The 15,996-nt window shown below is 55.7% G+C and carries 17 protein-coding genes; 4 read left to right on the forward strand and 13 right to left on the reverse strand.

What is annotated here, in order from left to right:
* Positions 1 to 38: 38 nt before the first annotated feature.
* From hisA to ACESNI_RS13480, 5 genes are all read right to left on the reverse strand, one after another.
* Complete coding sequence (gene hisA / locus ACESNI_RS13460; protein WP_373087674.1) at positions 39 to 773, reverse strand: 1-(5-phosphoribosyl)-5-[(5-phosphoribosylamino)methylideneamino]imidazole-4-carboxamide isomerase; 735 nt, start codon at positions 771 to 773, stop codon at positions 39 to 41.
* A 2-nt stretch (positions 774 to 775) separates the two neighbouring features.
* Positions 776 to 1,324 carry an N-acetyltransferase family protein gene (locus ACESNI_RS13465; RefSeq protein WP_373087677.1) on the reverse strand — a complete coding sequence of 183 codons (549 nt, stop codon included), beginning with the start codon at positions 1,322 to 1,324 and terminating at the stop codon, positions 776 to 778.
* The gene (gene hisH, locus ACESNI_RS13470) at positions 1,325 to 1,966 is read right to left on the reverse strand and encodes an imidazole glycerol phosphate synthase subunit HisH (RefSeq protein ID WP_373087680.1); all 642 of its coding nucleotides are present in this window, start codon (positions 1,964 to 1,966) and stop codon (positions 1,325 to 1,327) included.
* Positions 1,967 to 2,036: 70 nt separating this feature from the next.
* Positions 2,037 to 2,636: an imidazoleglycerol-phosphate dehydratase HisB gene (gene hisB / locus ACESNI_RS13475; RefSeq protein WP_373087682.1), complete on the reverse strand. Its 600-nt coding sequence runs from the start codon at positions 2,634 to 2,636 to the stop codon at positions 2,037 to 2,039.
* A gap of 108 nt (positions 2,637 to 2,744) precedes the next feature.
* Positions 2,745 to 3,017 carry a hypothetical protein gene (locus tag ACESNI_RS13480; protein ID WP_373087685.1) on the reverse strand — a complete coding sequence of 91 codons (273 nt, stop codon included), beginning with the start codon at positions 3,015 to 3,017 and terminating at the stop codon, positions 2,745 to 2,747.
* A 178-nt stretch (positions 3,018 to 3,195) separates the two neighbouring features.
* Between ACESNI_RS13480 and hslV the strand changes: the two genes are divergently transcribed.
* Positions 3,196 to 3,756: an ATP-dependent protease subunit HslV gene (hslV, locus tag ACESNI_RS13485; RefSeq protein ID WP_373087687.1), complete on the forward strand. Its 561-nt coding sequence runs from the start codon at positions 3,196 to 3,198 to the stop codon at positions 3,754 to 3,756.
* Positions 3,749 to 5,059, forward strand: a complete 1,311-nt coding sequence (gene hslU, locus ACESNI_RS13490) for an ATP-dependent protease ATPase subunit HslU (protein WP_373087688.1) — start codon at positions 3,749 to 3,751, stop codon at positions 5,057 to 5,059. The genes hslV and hslU overlap by 8 nt, the downstream gene beginning before the upstream one ends.
* Positions 5,060 to 5,099: 40 nt before the next feature.
* Here hslU and ACESNI_RS13495 read toward each other — a convergent pair whose 3' ends face one another.
* Positions 5,100 to 5,855 carry an enoyl-CoA hydratase/isomerase family protein gene (locus ACESNI_RS13495; RefSeq protein ID WP_373087690.1) on the reverse strand — a complete coding sequence of 252 codons (756 nt, stop codon included), beginning with the start codon at positions 5,853 to 5,855 and terminating at the stop codon, positions 5,100 to 5,102.
* 108 nt (positions 5,856 to 5,963) lie between these two features.
* Here ACESNI_RS13495 and ACESNI_RS13500 point away from each other — a divergent pair, with 108 nt between their 5' ends.
* Both ACESNI_RS13500 and ACESNI_RS13505 read left to right on the forward strand, forming a co-directional pair.
* Positions 5,964 to 6,809 carry a class I SAM-dependent methyltransferase gene (locus ACESNI_RS13500; RefSeq protein ID WP_373087692.1) on the forward strand — a complete coding sequence of 282 codons (846 nt, stop codon included), beginning with the start codon at positions 5,964 to 5,966 and terminating at the stop codon, positions 6,807 to 6,809.
* A 22-nt stretch (positions 6,810 to 6,831) separates the two neighbouring features.
* Positions 6,832 to 8,220: an adenylate/guanylate cyclase domain-containing protein gene (locus ACESNI_RS13505; protein ID WP_373087694.1), complete on the forward strand. Its 1,389-nt coding sequence runs from the start codon at positions 6,832 to 6,834 to the stop codon at positions 8,218 to 8,220.
* Here the strand turns inward: ACESNI_RS13505 and ACESNI_RS13510 are convergent.
* The 7 genes from ACESNI_RS13510 to ACESNI_RS13540 all read right to left on the reverse strand — a co-directional run.
* Positions 8,211 to 9,395 carry an ABC transporter permease gene (locus ACESNI_RS13510; RefSeq protein WP_373087696.1) on the reverse strand — a complete coding sequence of 395 codons (1,185 nt, stop codon included), beginning with the start codon at positions 9,393 to 9,395 and terminating at the stop codon, positions 8,211 to 8,213. The two genes, ACESNI_RS13505 and ACESNI_RS13510, sit on opposite strands and share 10 nt — an antisense overlap.
* Complete coding sequence (locus ACESNI_RS13515) at positions 9,392 to 10,420, reverse strand: ABC transporter permease (protein ID WP_373087698.1); 1,029 nt, start codon at positions 10,418 to 10,420, stop codon at positions 9,392 to 9,394. Before ACESNI_RS13515 ends, ACESNI_RS13510 begins: the two co-directional genes overlap by 4 nt.
* 142 nt (positions 10,421 to 10,562) lie before the next feature.
* Complete coding sequence (locus tag ACESNI_RS13520; protein ID WP_373087700.1) at positions 10,563 to 12,464, reverse strand: ABC transporter substrate-binding protein; 1,902 nt, start codon at positions 12,462 to 12,464, stop codon at positions 10,563 to 10,565.
* Positions 12,464 to 14,356, reverse strand: a complete 1,893-nt coding sequence (locus ACESNI_RS13525) for a dipeptide ABC transporter ATP-binding protein (RefSeq protein WP_373087702.1) — start codon at positions 14,354 to 14,356, stop codon at positions 12,464 to 12,466. Before ACESNI_RS13525 ends, ACESNI_RS13520 begins: the two co-directional genes overlap by 1 nt.
* Entirely contained in the window at positions 14,356 to 14,871 is a 516-nt protein-coding gene (locus ACESNI_RS13530) for a hypothetical protein (RefSeq protein WP_373087704.1), read from the reverse strand. Before ACESNI_RS13530 ends, ACESNI_RS13525 begins: the two co-directional genes overlap by 1 nt.
* A gap of 17 nt (positions 14,872 to 14,888) precedes the next feature.
* The gene (locus tag ACESNI_RS13535; protein WP_373087706.1) at positions 14,889 to 15,689 is read right to left on the reverse strand and encodes a polysaccharide deacetylase family protein; all 801 of its coding nucleotides are present in this window, start codon (positions 15,687 to 15,689) and stop codon (positions 14,889 to 14,891) included.
* Positions 15,686 to 15,996, reverse strand: a 311-nt coding sequence (locus tag ACESNI_RS13540) for a glycosyltransferase (protein ID WP_373087708.1), incomplete at its 5' end; no start/stop codon positions are given. The genes ACESNI_RS13540 and ACESNI_RS13535, both read right to left, overlap by 4 nt.

The following is a 15,996-nucleotide window of genomic DNA, read 5'->3' on the forward strand; positions in this document are numbered from 1 at the left end:
GACCGTCCTTGACATCGAGACAGGGGATTACACGGGACTTAAGCATGAGCGCCCCGGACAAGTTTCATCGCCGCGGCCGGATCGATCCGCCCGTCATAGAGCGCGCGACCAATGATCACGCCCTCAATCCCACTTGCCTCGACGGCCATAAGCTGTTCGATATCGGCAATTGACGCCACGCCGCCGGAGGCAATGACAGGGATTGAAATCGCCGCGGCAAGCGCCCGGGTGGCCTCGACATTGACCCCCTGTAGGGCGCCATCACGATCGATATCGGTGTAAATTATCGCCTCAACCCCGACGTCTTCAAACTTGCGGGCAAGGTCCAGGGCTGTGGTCTCGCTGGTTTCGGCCCAACCCTCAATCGCCACCAAACCGCCCCGGGCATCAATGCCGACCGCGATCTGGCCCGGAAAGATTTTGCAGGCCTCAATCACCAAGGCCGGATTGCGAAGCGCGATGGTGCCGAGAATCACCCGCGAGAGACCCTTGCCGAGCCATGCCTCGATTGTTGCAAGATCGCGGATACCACCGCCAAGCTGGACCGGGACATCGGTCGCGGCGAGGATCCCCTCGACCGCCGCCGCGTTTACCGGCTTGCCCGCGAACGCGCCATTCAGGTCTACCAGATGCAGGCGGTTGAACCCCGCCTCCCGGAAAGATCGCGCCTGATCTGCCGGGTTGGTGTTGAAAACCGTCGCCGCCGCCATTTCACCGCGCAGCAGACGCACACAATTTCCGTCCTTTAGGTCAATTGCCGGATACAGGTTCATGTTCAGTCCAGACTGGCGATAAGCTTGTTGTAAAAATAACCATCAACATATCGCTCCCCATTCCAGGCATAGTTCTTTTTTTCTGCCCACCGATTGAAGCCATTGCTTTCCATAAGCGAAATGGCTGCCTCCTGGGTTTCGCGGACATCGGCCTCAAGGATCTTGAAGCCCTGCTCTTTCGCGCTTTTCTCAATCACGGCAAGCAGGCCGTTGGCGAGCCCGTAGCCGCGCGCATAGGGGGCGATAAAAAAGGTGGCGATCTGGGCGATATGACCACTCGCCTCATTATTCGAGAACGGCTTCACAAGCTGGCCGGTGCCGACGAGGCGCCCTTCGAAGCGTGCGCAATAAAGCTCCCGCACCGGCACCATCAGGACGCCTTTCCAGAACGCCTGCTGAACCGACCGCGGTGGCGGTGTCAGCCAGCCAAACCCGTTGCCGTCGATAATCGCTTCTTCCGCCGCCTCGCATAAATCCTCTAGATCAGCCGGGTCGAACTCCTCTATCGTCTCGATTACGGGCTGCTGAATATTTCTGCTACCATCCGCCATCTACGGTTTCCATTTCAAAAAATTTGTGATCAGCCTCAGTCCGGTTTCCTGGCTTTTCTCTGGATGGAACTGGGTACCAATCATGTTATCACGCCCGACAATGGCCGTTACTGGCCCACCGTAATCGACAGTGGCCAAGACATGTCTAGGGTCTGCTGTCTTCATTTGATAGCTATGGACAAAATACGCATGCTGGCCCTCGGCTATGCCTTCAAATAAGGGATGCGGCCGCCGGAATTCAAGCTCGTTCCATCCCATATGCGGAATTTTAAGGCTCGCATCCTCTGGCATCAGCCTGATGACATCGCCGGCAATCCAGCCAAGCCCGTCGATGATACCATATTCAATGCCCCGGGTTGCCATCAGCTGCATGCCGACGCAAATGCCAAAAAACGGCCGTGCCTTGTCAATGATCGTTGTTTGCAACGCCTCGATCATGCCGTCAATTGCCATCAGGCCCGCCTTGCAGGCCTTAAAGGCACCGACCCCCGGCAGAACGACCCGGTCGGCCGCGAGAACGCGCGCGGGGTCGTCCGTCACCACAATGTCCATGGCAAGGCCCGCCTCCCGCGCGGCACGCTCGAACGCTTTGGCCGCAGAGCGTAAATTGCCCGAGCCGTAATCTATGATCGCTGTTTCCATCACTGTTATTTCCACAAATGCCGGACGGCGAAATCGTTGGGCCCTTGCCCGGCGCCCGCTTACGGCGCGCCTAAAGACTTCCCCCCAGAACACCCTTGGTTGAGGGCACCGCGTCGGCGCGGCGTGGGTCAATCTCGACGGCATCGCGTAACGATCGCGCCAACGCCTTGAAACAACTTTCAACGATGTGGTGGTGGTTCGTCCCGTAAATATTTTCAACATGCAGGGTAATACCGGCCGCCTGCGCAAATGCCTGGAACCACTCCTTAAACAGTTCCGTATCCATTTCGCCCAGCTTATCGCGGCTAAACCCGACTTTCCAGATCAGGTAAGGCCGATTGGACACATCAAGAGCCACCCGTGTCAGCGTCTCATCCATGGGAATAAGCGCGGAGGCATAACGGCGGATGCCCTTCAAATCCCCGAGGGCTTTGGCAAAGGCTTCGCCGATAGCGATCCCGGTATCTTCTGTTGTATGGTGAAAATCGATATGCAAATCGCCCTTCGCCCGGAGTTTCAGGTCCATCAGACTATGGCGCGAAAGCTGTTCCAGCATATGATCAAGAAAGCCAATACCTGTCTTGACATCATAAACCCCGGTGCCATCGAGATCGAGCCAAACGTCAATCTCGGTTTCCTTGGTCTTCCGCTTTACACTTGCCTCCCGCATGAAACGTCCTTTCGGGGGATAAAATCGTTGCAAATCCTTGGCGACGATATAGCAGGAACCGTCAGAGAAATCCAAGCTTTTGAAACGAGCGGCTAGTCAAAGCCGTAATTAAGCGCCTCCCGCTGCTGACGGGCCGCTTTTAAGGGAAGCGGTTCCGACATCGGGCTGTGATGCATCCGGTGTGGCCGCAACATCCTTTCCCGACTTACCCGACTTAATCAATTTTTCCGCCAGATTGAGGGAGAATTCTATTCGATCGGCGAGTTCCGAATAGTTATCCCGCTGTGCATCCACATGGATATAACTCAATATTTCGAATATCGCCCTAAGATTGGAAGCCCCGTCATCCGCGGGGGCTGTAGGTATATTTACATCTGACATATATGTATTCCTTCCGGTTATCTTTCGCGGTCATGACGTCCGGACCGCCAATATGTGAACAGGAAGCGGACCTGAAAAGGGGCCAATATTTGGGCGCCCCATGCCATTGCATCTTGACGCTCGCGACAAAAAGGTTACATCGTCATGATCACGTCCATAAAACTGCAAAGAAATATACATGTCTGAAAAACCATCAAGTTGGCGCGGCACGACGATCCTGTCTGTCCGGAAAAACGGCACTGTCGTTGTGGCCGGAGACGGTCAAGTGTCCCTCGGCCAGACGGTCATCAAGGGCAACGCCCGTAAGGTCCGGCGCATCGGCGTCGCGCAGGATGTCATTGTCGGGTTCGCCGGGGCAACGGCGGATGCCTTTACCCTGTTTGAACGCCTTGAGGGCAAGCTGGAGCAGCATCCCGGCAATTTGACGCGCGCCTGCGTCGAGCTTGCGAAGGACTGGCGGACAGATAAATACCTCCGCCGGTTGGAGGCAATGATGGCCGTCGCCGATGCCGATGTCTCGCTGATCCTGACGGGGAACGGCGATGTGCTGGAGCCGGAGGATGGTATTATCGCCATCGGGTCTGGCGGCAACTACGCGCTGTCCGCTGCGCGGGCGCTGGTTGACCTTGAGAACATGGACGCCGAAGCCATCGCCCGGAAGGCCATGGAAATCGCGGCCGAAATATGTGTCTACACTAATAAAAATGTCATCATCGAAAGCATCACTAAAAATGTCTGATTTATCGCCGAGAGAAATCGTGTACGAGCTGGACCGGCATATCATTGGCCAGTCGGACGCAAAAAAATCGGTCTCCATCGCGCTGCGAAACCGCTGGCGCCGTCAACAGCTGCCCGAAGAGCTGCGCGAAGAGGTTCTGCCCAAAAATATCCTGATGATCGGCCCGACCGGTGTCGGCAAGACGGAAATTTCTCGCCGGCTGGCCAAGCTCGCCCATGCGCCGTTTCTGAAAGTTGAAGCGACAAAATTCACGGAGGTCGGATATGTCGGCCGCGATGTCGAGCAGATTGTCCGTGATTTGATGGAAATTGCCCTCAACATGGTCCGCGCGGATCAGCGCCAGAAGGTTATTGCCAAAGCTGAACTCGCCGCCGAAGAGCGGGTACTGGATGCACTTGTCGGCGAGAAATCATCAAACGAGACCCGCCAGAAATTCCGCAAGATGCTGCGTGAGGGCGAACTTGACGATAAGGAAATCGAGCTTGAACTGAAGGACACCGGAAATTCGGGCATGCCGACGTTCGACATTCCCGGCATGCCGGGCGCGCAGATGGGGATGTTGAACATAAATGACATGCTCGGAAAGCTCGGCGGACCCCGAACCAAGCCCCGAAAAGTGGCGGTCAAGGACAGCTATAAGGTCCTGATCGAGGAAGAAAGCGACAAGCTTCTCGATGAGGATGCCGTCGTCCGTGAGGCCATAAAACTGGTCGAGAATAACGGCATCGTCTTCCTCGATGAGATTGACAAGATCTGCGCGCGAAGTGATCGCCAGGGCGCCGATGTCAGCCGTGAAGGGGTGCAGCGGGATTTACTTCCGCTGATTGAGGGAACTCTCGTCAGCACCAAATACGGCACCATTCGCACCGATCATATCCTGTTTATCGCCTCCGGTGCGTTCCATATTGCCAAGCCGTCAGACCTGCTGCCCGAGCTTCAGGGGCGCCTGCCGATCCGGGTCGAACTCCGGGCGCTGACGAAGGAGGACTTCAAACGCATCCTGACGGAACCTGAGGCCAGCCTGATCACGCAATATATCGCGCTTCTGAAAACCGAGGACGTGGAACTGACCTTTACCGACGACGCCATCGACGCCATTGCGACGATTTCGGCGGATGTGAACGCGGCGGTGGAGAATATCGGCGCCCGCCGCCTGCATACGGTACTGGAACGCGTGCTTGAGGAAATCAGCTTCACCGCGTCCGATCAGGGCGGCACGACCCTCTCGATCGATGCGGCCTATGTCGAGAAACATCTCGGTGAATTGTCAAGAAATATGGATTTGTCCAAGTTTATTCTCTAACGCCGAAGACCGCAAAAATGCGGGAGCGCTTTGCTTTTCTTCAAGCCCCCTTGAAGTTGGCTTTGCGCTTCTCGGCAAGGGCCTGCCTGCCTTCGGTAAAATCGTCCGATTGCAGGCAGGCGAGCTGCCGGGCCCGCGCCTTTTCGACATCCATATCCCCGCGCGCAATTTCATTCAAGGTTGCTTTCATTCCCCGCAGGCTGAGCGGAGCAAGGTTTAATATGTCAGCCGCCAGTGCTGTTGTCCGGGTCGCCAGCTCTTCCGGCGCGACCAGGTAATCAAGAAAACCGATATCTTTCAATTCCTCCGCTGACATTTTTTCGCACGCCAGAAACAACCGCTTGGTCGGGCCAAGCCCAAGTCGGGCGACGGCGCGCGCCATACCGACGGGCGGATAATGAATTCCGATACGGGCTGGTGGAATAAAGGCAGCCATGCCGACGATGCCAACGCGAAAATCGCAGGATAAGGCGAGATCCGTCCCGCCGCCATACACCCCGCCGTTCAACGCGCAGATGGTCGGGAACGGCAAATTTTCAACGACATCCGTCAGCAGCTCCAGCGGGTTTTCGTCAAAATTATAGCGACCAAGCTTGCCAAGGTCGGCGCCCGCACAAAAGCTTTTGCCGGTTCCGGTCAGGATCATCACCCGCAGCGCGTCATTGTCCCCCGCTTCCTCCAACGCCTCGCGAAGTGCCGCCATCGTCGCCGGGTCAAGCGTGTTATGCTTCTCAGGGCGGTCAAGCCGCACGCTAAGAGTAGTATTTTCGATGGTGATATGAAAAGATGTGTCCATTCGGGTGCCGTCCTGATTTTTGATTATTGTTATCAGGCATAATTATAGTTTGATGACAAAGGCGGCGCCATTATTAATTAATTAGCTGTGGATTAAGGGTTTTTCGTCATGAATATGCGCCGCCTTCGCATGGGGTTGAACACAATTTTGGGATTTCGGCGGCAAGGGTTTTTCATTCCCTACCGATATGCGGAGAGCCTGCCGGGCCCGGGCAGCCGAAAACCGTACACTGCTATCGAGACCTTTATGCGTAATCGGGAGCCAGCATTCGCCAAAATTCTGGACGACCTCGCGATCTATCGACAAGAATTTGAGAGCTTTGGCGAACTGCCCCCGCCTGCACCGCGCTGGGAACAGGACTGGTTCCCCAGACTGGACGCCGCCGTTGCCTATATGCTGGTGAGAGAGGTAAAACCCGCCCGTATTGTCGAGGTCGGGTCCGGTCATTCAACGCGCTTCATGGCCCAGGCAATTGCCGACGGCTCTCTTGCAACAAGGCTCACAGCCATAGATCCCGCCCCGCGCGCCGCCATAGAAAGCCTGCCGATCGACTTCATTCGCGCCACCCTGCACGAGGCCCCCGCCGCCCCGTTTGCGGCCCTTGAGAGCGGCGACATCCTGTTTATCGATTCCAGTCATATTGCCATGCCGGGAAGCGACGTTGATACCCTGTTCCTTGAAATTCTCCCCGCGCTGTCGATCGGCGTATATGTCCATATTCACGATATCTTCCTGCCTGATGATTATCCTGAAAGCTGGGACTGGCGAGGGTATAACGAGCAATTGGCCGTCGCCCCGATGCTTCTGTCCGGCGGGTACGAGGTCCTGTTTTCCAGCGCCTATGTCAGCAGCCGAATGCAGGCGTCCCTTACTCAATCCGTCATCGGATCACTCCCTTTCCCCAAAGGCGCGTTCGAGGCCAGCCTCTGGCTTCGCAAGGGTCATCACGCGTAAATGAACGCATTTGTTTTTAATAATGCCACTTGTGGCGTATATCTCGATGATGTGGGACCGCATTAAAAAAACTGTTCTCGGAGAGGCCATCGACGGCCAGTTGCCCGCGCGCGTCACCGAGGCCATCGCCCATCAGCAAAAGCAGTCGGAGATTCTGATTGCCTGGGTCCAGGTTTTTATTGTTCTCACTTTTTCCACGCTTTACGCACTCTCGCCGAAAACCTTTTCCGCCGACGTGATGTTTGCGCCCGTCCCGTATGCGCTGTTTGCCTATACCGCTTTTACCGCCTGTCGGATGGCACTTGCCTATGCCGAAAAAGCCCCCGGCTGGTTCCTGTCCCTGTCGGTGATCGCCGACATGACGTTGCTGATGTTCCTGATCTGGAGCTTTCATATACAGTATCAGCAACCCCCTGCCTTTTACCTGAAAGCCCCGACACTTCTGTATGCTTTCATCTTTATTGCGCTCCGTGCACTTCGTTTTGAGGTCGGGTATGTTCTGCTTGCCGGGGCCACCGCCGCCATCGGTTGGCTGGTCCTGCTGGCCTATGCGGTCTATTTTGGCGGCGGCATGTCACAGATAACCCGGGACTATGTCGAATTCACGATGTCGCATAAAATCCTGCTGGGCGCCGAGTTTGACAAGGTGATCAGCATTATCGTCGTCACTCTCATCCTTGCCCTTGTCATCGTCCGTGCCCGCCGGTTACTGGTCCATTCCGTTGCCCAGGCCACAGCGGCGGAGGACTTATCCCGCTTTTTCTCGCCAGAAATTGCCGAGCAGATTACCCGTTCGGAAAGCTGGATCGAACCCGGAACCGGCGAGACACGCAACGCCGCCATCCTGCATTGCGATCTGCAGGGATTTACCAAGTTATCCATGGAACGGCCCGCCAATGAAGTCATTGCCCTGCTGGCTGAGTATCAAGCACGCATGGTGCCTATTATCCAGAAAAATGGCGGCACCGTAGACAAGTTTCTCGGCGATGGCATCCTCTCAACCTTCGGCGCCGCGGTGGCAACCGACGGTTACGCCGCAGACTGCCTGCGCACGATGGAGGAACTCTCCGAAGAGGCGCTGCTCTGGTTCCAAAGCCTCGAAGCCAATGGAAAAGGGGGAATTGCCATCCGCTTCACCTCGGCCGTCGGCCCGATTATTTTCGGCGCCGTCGGCGATGACAGCCGCCTTGAATATACGGTCATCGGCGAGCCGGTAAACCTTGCCGCCAAACTCGATAAGCATTGCAAGCAGGAGAAGGCCAGCGCAGTGACCACCCTGACCGCGCTGAAGACAGCCCGCGCCCAGGGCTTCATCCCCCGGATCAAGATGGAAACCCGGAAGAACCGGCATGTGGACGGGGTCACCGGCACCGTCGATCTGGTGATCCTGAAAACCCCGGCTTATTTGTAGGGATCCGCCGCGTCGCGGAGGCCGTCTCCCAGAAAATTGAACGCCAGCACAATGAGAATGACCGGAACAACCGGATAAATCAGCCAGGGCGTCGTTGCCACCGCATTAATATTCGTGGTCTCGTTCAACAATACCCCCCAGGAGGTGATCGGCGGTCGCAGCCCCAGGCCGAGGAATGAAAGCGCCGTCTCGCCCAGGATCATGCTGGGGATCGCAAGGCTGGCACTGGCGATCAGGTGACTGGCAAAGGAGGGCAGCAGATGACGTCCGATTATCCGCCGGGGATTCGCGCCCATCAATTGCGCGGCGGTGCAGAAATCCTCCTCGCGCAGCGACAGGAATTTCGATCGCACGGCCCGCGCCAAACCGGGCCAGTCCAACAGTCCCAGAATAACAGTCAGCCCGAAGAACACCAGTATCGGCGACCATGTCACCGGTAGCGCCGCCGACAGCGCCAGCCACAGCGGCAGTTGCGGCAGCGATTTTAAAAGCTCGATCGTGCGTTGAATGACATTGTCGATCCAGCCGCCATAGTAACCGGAGATGCCGCCAAGGACGATTCCCAGCGTAAAACTAATCGCGATCCCGATCAGGCCGATGGTCAGCGATATGCGCGCGCCATAGATGATCCGCGATAGAATATCACGGCCAAGCCGGTCGGTTCCCAGCCAGAAGAAACTGGCCAGCTTCTTGTTATCCGCGCAGACGAGATGGAGGGAGGCGTCAAACAGGTTCCAGAACTTATATTCATCGCCCGAACAGAAGAAGCGAAGCGGGTAAACGCGATTGGTATTTATGTCATATTCACGCTTCAGGGTGTCCAGATCGAGCCGTTGCTTATACCCATAAACGAACGGGCCGACGAACTCACCCTTATGAAAAAGATGGATCGATTGCGGCGGCGCGAAAATATATTTGGTGTGCCGCGAATGCAAATTATAGGGCGCCAGGAATTCCGATATAAGGATCGACAGGTAAAATAATATCAGGATAATCCCGCTGATGACTGCAACCCGGTGACGGCGGAATTTCCACCACATCATCTGCCACTGCGAGGCCATGTAGAAACGTTCCTGCGCGGGCGTAAAAACCTCGACAGAATAGGGATCGAACGGCTCCGTCGAATGCCAGTGCTCCAGCGGTGCCTCTTTATTCTGGCCGTTTGTATCGGTCATTTAACAGCCCCCCCGGACAGGCGGATACGCGGATCCAGCACCGCAAGCAGGACATCGGAGACAAACATGCCGACGACCGTCAGCAGCGCCAGAAACATCAATAACGACCCCGCCATATATTGATCCTGATTGCGCAGCGCCTCCAGCAGGAGCGGGCCGACGGTGGGCAGGCTCAGGACCATGCTGACAATGACAGAGCCCGAGATCACGTCCGGCAGAAGACTGCCGATATCGGCGATGAACGGATTAAGCGACATGCGAATGGGGTATTTAATCAACGCCCGCAGGCGCGGGACCCCTTTTGCCTTCGCGGTGGTCACATATTGTTTCTGCAATTCGTCCAGCAGGTTCGCCCGCAACCGGCGGATCATTGATGCCGTCCCGCTAGTCCCGATGACGATGACAGGGATCAGCATATGATCGAAGACCGAGCGCGCCTTATCGAAGCTCCAAGGTTGATTGATAAACTTATCATCCATCAGGCCGCCAATGGAAATCCCGAAATAGACGTTGGCATAGTACAGAAGCACCATCGCCAACAGGAAGTTCGGTGTTGCCAGACCCAGATAACCCACCAGCGTAAATCCATAATCGCCGATTGAATATTGACGGGTCGCCGAATAAACGCCGATCGGAAAGGCAACGATATAGATAAAAACAATTGTCGAGAAATTGATCAGGAAAGTGAGCCCCAACCGGTCCCCGACGACGTCCTTTACCGGCAGGTCATAGGCAAAGGATTGACCCCAGTCCCCCTGTATCAGTCCGGAGAAGCCATGGGGCCCCGGCCATAGCCCGACCCAGATCGCATATTGTTCAATCGGCGATTTATCGAGCGAATATTGCTCCCTGTAAAACGCAATCTTCGCAACCGCAGAAGCCGATTCTCCCTGCGACCTCAATTCTTCCAGATGATTGGAAAGATAGTCCCCGGGCGGCAGCTGAATGATAACGAATGTCAGAATACTGATCACCAGCAATGTGGGGATCATAACAAGTACTCTGTGCACAAAATAAGTAAACATTCACCTCTGCCCTGTGAGGGTCCAGCTGTTACCGGATGTGCCTCATACCCTTTTTACATTGTTCGCTTAAAAATTCAGCGTCGTCAACCGCCCGGCAGTGAATTAGAGGATGTGAATCTATTCTTTTCAGACCTTTGAACAGTCACTTACGTTCAAACCAGAACATATCCGGATGATATATTCCGAATTGCGCGCCCGGATCCCAGTTAAAGATTGCCTTTTTCGGGACATTTTTCAATCTGTCTGAGACCACAACCGGCTGAAGTATGGCGCCGACAACGCCAATCGTAAATTGCTGCTCAGCATGAATTTCCAACATTTCCTTCCAGATTTCCGCTTTCTCTTCATCGTCGGTGGTGGCAAGCCATTTTTGATAAAGCTCGAAAAGATGCTTGGCCTCCGGCATATCGATCGGCTCTCCCGATTTACCCTTGGTTTCGTAGTACTGGCCCCATTTCGGCCATTGAAAGCTTTGCTGGCTTGTCGGCGCCCGCGTCGCTGGACTGCTCAGCTCATTGGGCACGCCATCTTCAAAGCCGGACCAGACGGACATGACCGTTTCACCTGAAAAAATACGGTTGCGGAAGACGTTCCGCTGTGAGGGCTTGGTGAAGACGGTTATCCCGATATCTTTCCAGGATTCCTGGACCAGTTCAAGAATGTCCGACTGCTCGGTTTCCTCGCCCGCGGTCTCGATCACGATGACAATCGGATTGCCGTTCGGCAGCAAGCGGCGGCCGTCACCATCTTTCTTGGTCAGCCCCATGTCATCGAGCAGCGCGTTTGCCTTGTCGATATCGTATTCAGCCCAGTTCGACCGCAGTTTGTCCGTATAGAACGGGCTTTGTTCCTGCACCGCATTGTTGCCCTCAACCGCCAGCCCGAAGAACAGCGTGTCGTTAATTTCCTCGCGATCGATGGCGAGGGACAGGGCCCGTCGAAACCTGACATCGCGCATCAACTTGCGCCACATCTCGTTCTCACTATTGAGGTTGGGGTAGAGCACGAAATGGGAGCCGCGCACCGTTGGCCATAACAGGGTTTTATAGTGCGATCGCTTTTCCCCTTCCTTCAGGAAAGTGGCGTCCTGCAGACGGAGGCCGCGCGCCTGCAAATCAATATCACCAGAGGCTGTCTTTGCCGGAATAAGCTTACCTTCCGACACGGTGAATATCAGTTCATCAATATAGGGAAGTTGACGGCCCTCTGTATCTACCCGGTGAAAATACGGGTTTCTCTTGCCGATGAAGCGTGTCGCCGGAGTGGCGGTCGTATTCAACCAGGGCTGCAACGTCGGCAGCTCAGGGTTATCGAACTTATACATATTGTCTCGACGGTTATGTTCAGCGGCCCAGGACCTGAGCTTGATCTGCTCAATCTTGGACAGTTTCGACATGTCGATATGACTCTCGTGAAACTGCTTCAGGTAATGGGCGGGACGATAAATTAGCAACGGCGCGGCCGATGCCAGCTGCGCCAAGAAATCCGGGTTGGGCACGGACCAGGAATAAACGACAGTCAACGGATCTGGAAATGCGACTTTTGGCAATTCGCCGTTCACCATAAGTGTCGCGGGCGGCCCCGCCGGCGACAGCTTCTTGTTATTGGCGACGTCTTCCCACCAGTATCTGAAATCCTCGGAGGTAAAGGGAACCCCATCAGACCATTTATGGCCTGCCCGCAACTTCATGGTGAAAATCCTGCCCTCTTTCACATCTATCGATTCCAGGATATCAGGCTTTATCTTCAAATCCTCCGTATAGCCGACAAGCCGGGCATAGCCATACACAAACATCATCTTCACATCCGAGGGATTGCCGATAAGCATACGGAGTTTTCCGCCATATTCTCCAAGTGTCTGTCCCTCACCGGGGGTCACTACCAACGGCGTCTTCGGCAGTCTTTCCGCCATCGGCGGTAGGGTCCCGTTATTAACCGCCTCCTGAAAAAACGGGATGTCCGTTGCTGCAAGGCAGGGCAAAGCCATCAGCATAAGAAAAATGCCTGTCAACAGCGCGAGCCCGCTTTTTGACGCTCTTGTCATCAAGGCTGCAACTCCTTCAGGTCGGTGTTTTCGTGGACCCGGACATAATGCCCGCCACCGATATCCATCATCACCGGGCTGCTATGCCGATCCGCGGTGAACGGTTGTGGCCAGTATTCCGGGTTCGAGGCTTTTTCCTCCACCAGCAGCGAAAAATTGAGCTTGTGTTTCGGGTCCGGTTCGGGAACCGCCGCCAGTAACCGTTTGGTGTAGGGATGGACCGGGTTCTGGAACAGAGCCTCCTTCGGTGCCGTCTCGACAAGACGGCCCTGGCACATTACCGCGATCCGGTCGGCGATATAATCAACCACCGCCAGGTTATGGGAAATAAACAGGTAGGTCAGACCGAGTTCCGCCTGCAGGTCTTTTAACAGATTGAGGATTTGCGCCTGAATGGACACATCCAGCGCAGATACCGGCTCATCACAGATCAGCAGGTCAGGTTTCAGGGCCAGCGCCCGGGCAATCCCTATCCGTTGCCGTTGTCCACCGGAAAAGGAATGCGGATAGCGACGGAGAAACCGGATATCCAGCCCGACCAGCGTCATCAGTTCCCGAACCGTTTCCTCGCGCTCCTTCGTTGTGCCAACATTATGAATAATCAACGGCTCGGAAATAATCTCAAACACCGTCATTCTCGGATTGAGCGACGAAAATGGGTCTTGGAATATAAACTGGACCTTGTTGCGATAATCAAAAAGCTCTTCGCCTTTCAGGGCAAGCACATCAACATCGCGCCCGCGGTCATTATAGGTGACAGAGCCGTCGGTCGCGGTCAGCGCCCGCAGGATCAGCTTCGACAGGGTCGTCTTGCCGCAGCCGGATTCCCCCACAAGTCCAAGGCATTCCCCCGGCCGGATAAAGAAACTGACATTGTCAACGGCCAGCACCTCGCCAGCCGGCTTTGCCCCGAACAGGGACGATTTGCGCGTCACGAATTTCTTGGTGAGATTGCGCACGTCCAAAATCGGCTTCTCATCGCCGGTGATGATCTCGCGCGGGGTTGCCTGTTGCAGAAACTTGCTGTCCGCATCGCGCTTGATCTCGCGGATCGGGGTCAGGCGTTCACCCCGTTCCATGTCGAAACGCGGAATGGCCCGCATCAGGGCCTTGAGATAGGGATGGGCGGGCGCGTCAAAAATATCCTCAAGCGTCCCCTGCTCCATCACCTTGCCCTGATACATGACGACAATCTCGTCGGCCATGCTGGCCACCACGCCCAGATCATGGGTGATCAACAGGATCGCCATGCCGAGTTGTTTCTGCAAATCTTGCATCAGGTCAAGGATCTGCGCCTGGATTGTTACATCGAGCGCCGTTGTCGGCTCATCAGCGATCAGCAACGCAGGCTTGCAGATCATCGCCATGGCGATCATCGCCCGTTGCCGAAGCCCGCCGGAGAGTTCAAACGGATAGGTATGAAAGGCCGCATCGGGATCCGGGAACCCGACCAGCCGCAGCATGTCCTTGGTCACCTGCTCGCCTTCTGCCTTGGTCTTTCGGTGATGCAGATGGAGCGCTTCTGAAATCTGGTCGCCGATCGTATGCAGCGGCGACAGCGAGGTCATTGGCTCCTGAAAAATAATCGAGATGCGCCCACCGCGGATCTGCCGCATTTCCTTGCTGCCCGGTTTCAGCTTGGCTATATCATAAAAGACACCGGACTTTTCCGGATCAAAAAACAGGATTTCCCCGTTCGTGATATGCGCGGGCGTCGGAAGGATCGACATAATTGCCTGACTGATGACAGATTTACCCGATCCGGATTCCCCGACCAACGCAACCGTCTTTCCGTTCGGAATCCGGAAACCGACGCCATCGACGGCCTTGACGATACCCTCGGCCACGCGAAACTCGATACGCAGGTCCCTGACAAGCAATACGTTGGGCATCACCCTGCCCCTTGCGCGAACGCCGCGCCACCGGGTGGTGGCTTTATGCCCATAACGTGAAGATTTCCCCGTGAGACGGGATCGATTACGAGCCCGCCCCGAACGACAGCGCCATAGGTCAGACGGAGCAGATCATCAAACTCGCCAATGGTTGAATCAATCTTCAATCGACTTCCCCTGCCTTTTAGTTTGAGCTGCATCCAGCCATCCTCCCGATCTCGCCGTGTCGAGTAATAATGCAAGCTGAAGCCTCCCAGTTCATCCCAGTGAATGATCCGGTTGAACGGACCAAACATATATATACCGTCATCCTTGACCTCGAACCGGGTCATCTGGCGAATTATTGTCCGTATTCCGTAACAAAAGAACAGAAAAAACAAAAAAACCGATATATAGACAATGACAGATATCGAAGACGACAACAAGACTGGAACCGCCGTCAGGACAAGGCCGACCACTGCCCGGATGTAACTTCCAAGAAGCGCGCGAAATGAATATGTGAAAATTTTTGTCATTCCGTTCATCTTCTGACTTAGTCTTCGCTGCCGAAAAGAAAAGCCTCCTCCGGAATTTCATCGGCAAGGGAAATGGCCGTTGGCAGGGAAATCCATCGCACCGCCGGATGCCCGTCCAAAAAGGAGATCAGTTTGTATAGTTCCGCCCATGCGAATTCATCATGGACAAGATGATGGGTGAGAAGCCCGGTCGGTTCCTCCGTATCGACTGTTTTTTGCCGCCGCGCCCGCAAATGACCGCAGACCATCTCAAGCATCACAGGTAAAGGCAGCAGTTTACGGTCGCCGCGCCAGTTGACCGGATCGATATGGGTGTTGACCTCGACAAGGCCCGGCACAGGGACCGCCGCCGGGCGCGCTGAAAAGCGGGAAAGCCCGATATACCCGAGGGCGGGCAACTGCGGCAGGATATGCGCAGCGATCCGGTTCCAGGGCGGCACCAGGGCGGGCAGAAAACGATCCTCAAACAGCTTTCCGAGGCGCTCTTTTCCCGCTGCCAGGACAGCCGTGCTCTCGGCCATCGGGCGCCCCTCCGGGAATTCAGATTTCTTTTGTGGCGCCGGAGCGACATTGCGGTGCTCCGCACCATGTTGCAGGATGATACATCCATCAAGCCGCTGATCGGCAAGCGCCGGATCAACGGTGTCCGGAATGACCGCAAGGGACAGGGGAATCTCGAAATGATCGCGAAGATGAAGCAGCCGTTCAAGCGCCGGTGTCGGCGCGATCAGGTCATCATCGCGCCACCAGAAGGTTGTAACGCGCCGGTCCGCCTGCCAGATATCCAGCTCTTCCTTGAGATCGTCCCAGTCCGTCATCTTCGTTCATCATTCCATTTCTTCAGCAAGGTTGCCGTCGTCTCGGCGCCGGTCACGTCGATCTTCGCCGTTGCTGGCGGTCCCGACAGGGCGGCCTCCACTTTTGCCGCAAGGCCTGCCGCTGTCAGGCCGGTCTCGTCGGCGATTTGCAGCACGCCTTTCTCCGCCAGTAGTCGCGCGCGCAGGGTTTGCTCGGTTTCAAGGCCGCCAGCATAGGGAACGATCACCGCCCGGCATTTGGCATGGAGAACCTCCATGACCGTATTATACCCACCCTGACTGATGGAGAGGGCGCAATTCATCAGCA

The organism is Sneathiella sp., from assembly GCF_041689005.1.
GTDB lineage: Bacteria > Pseudomonadota > Alphaproteobacteria > Sneathiellales > Sneathiellaceae > Sneathiella.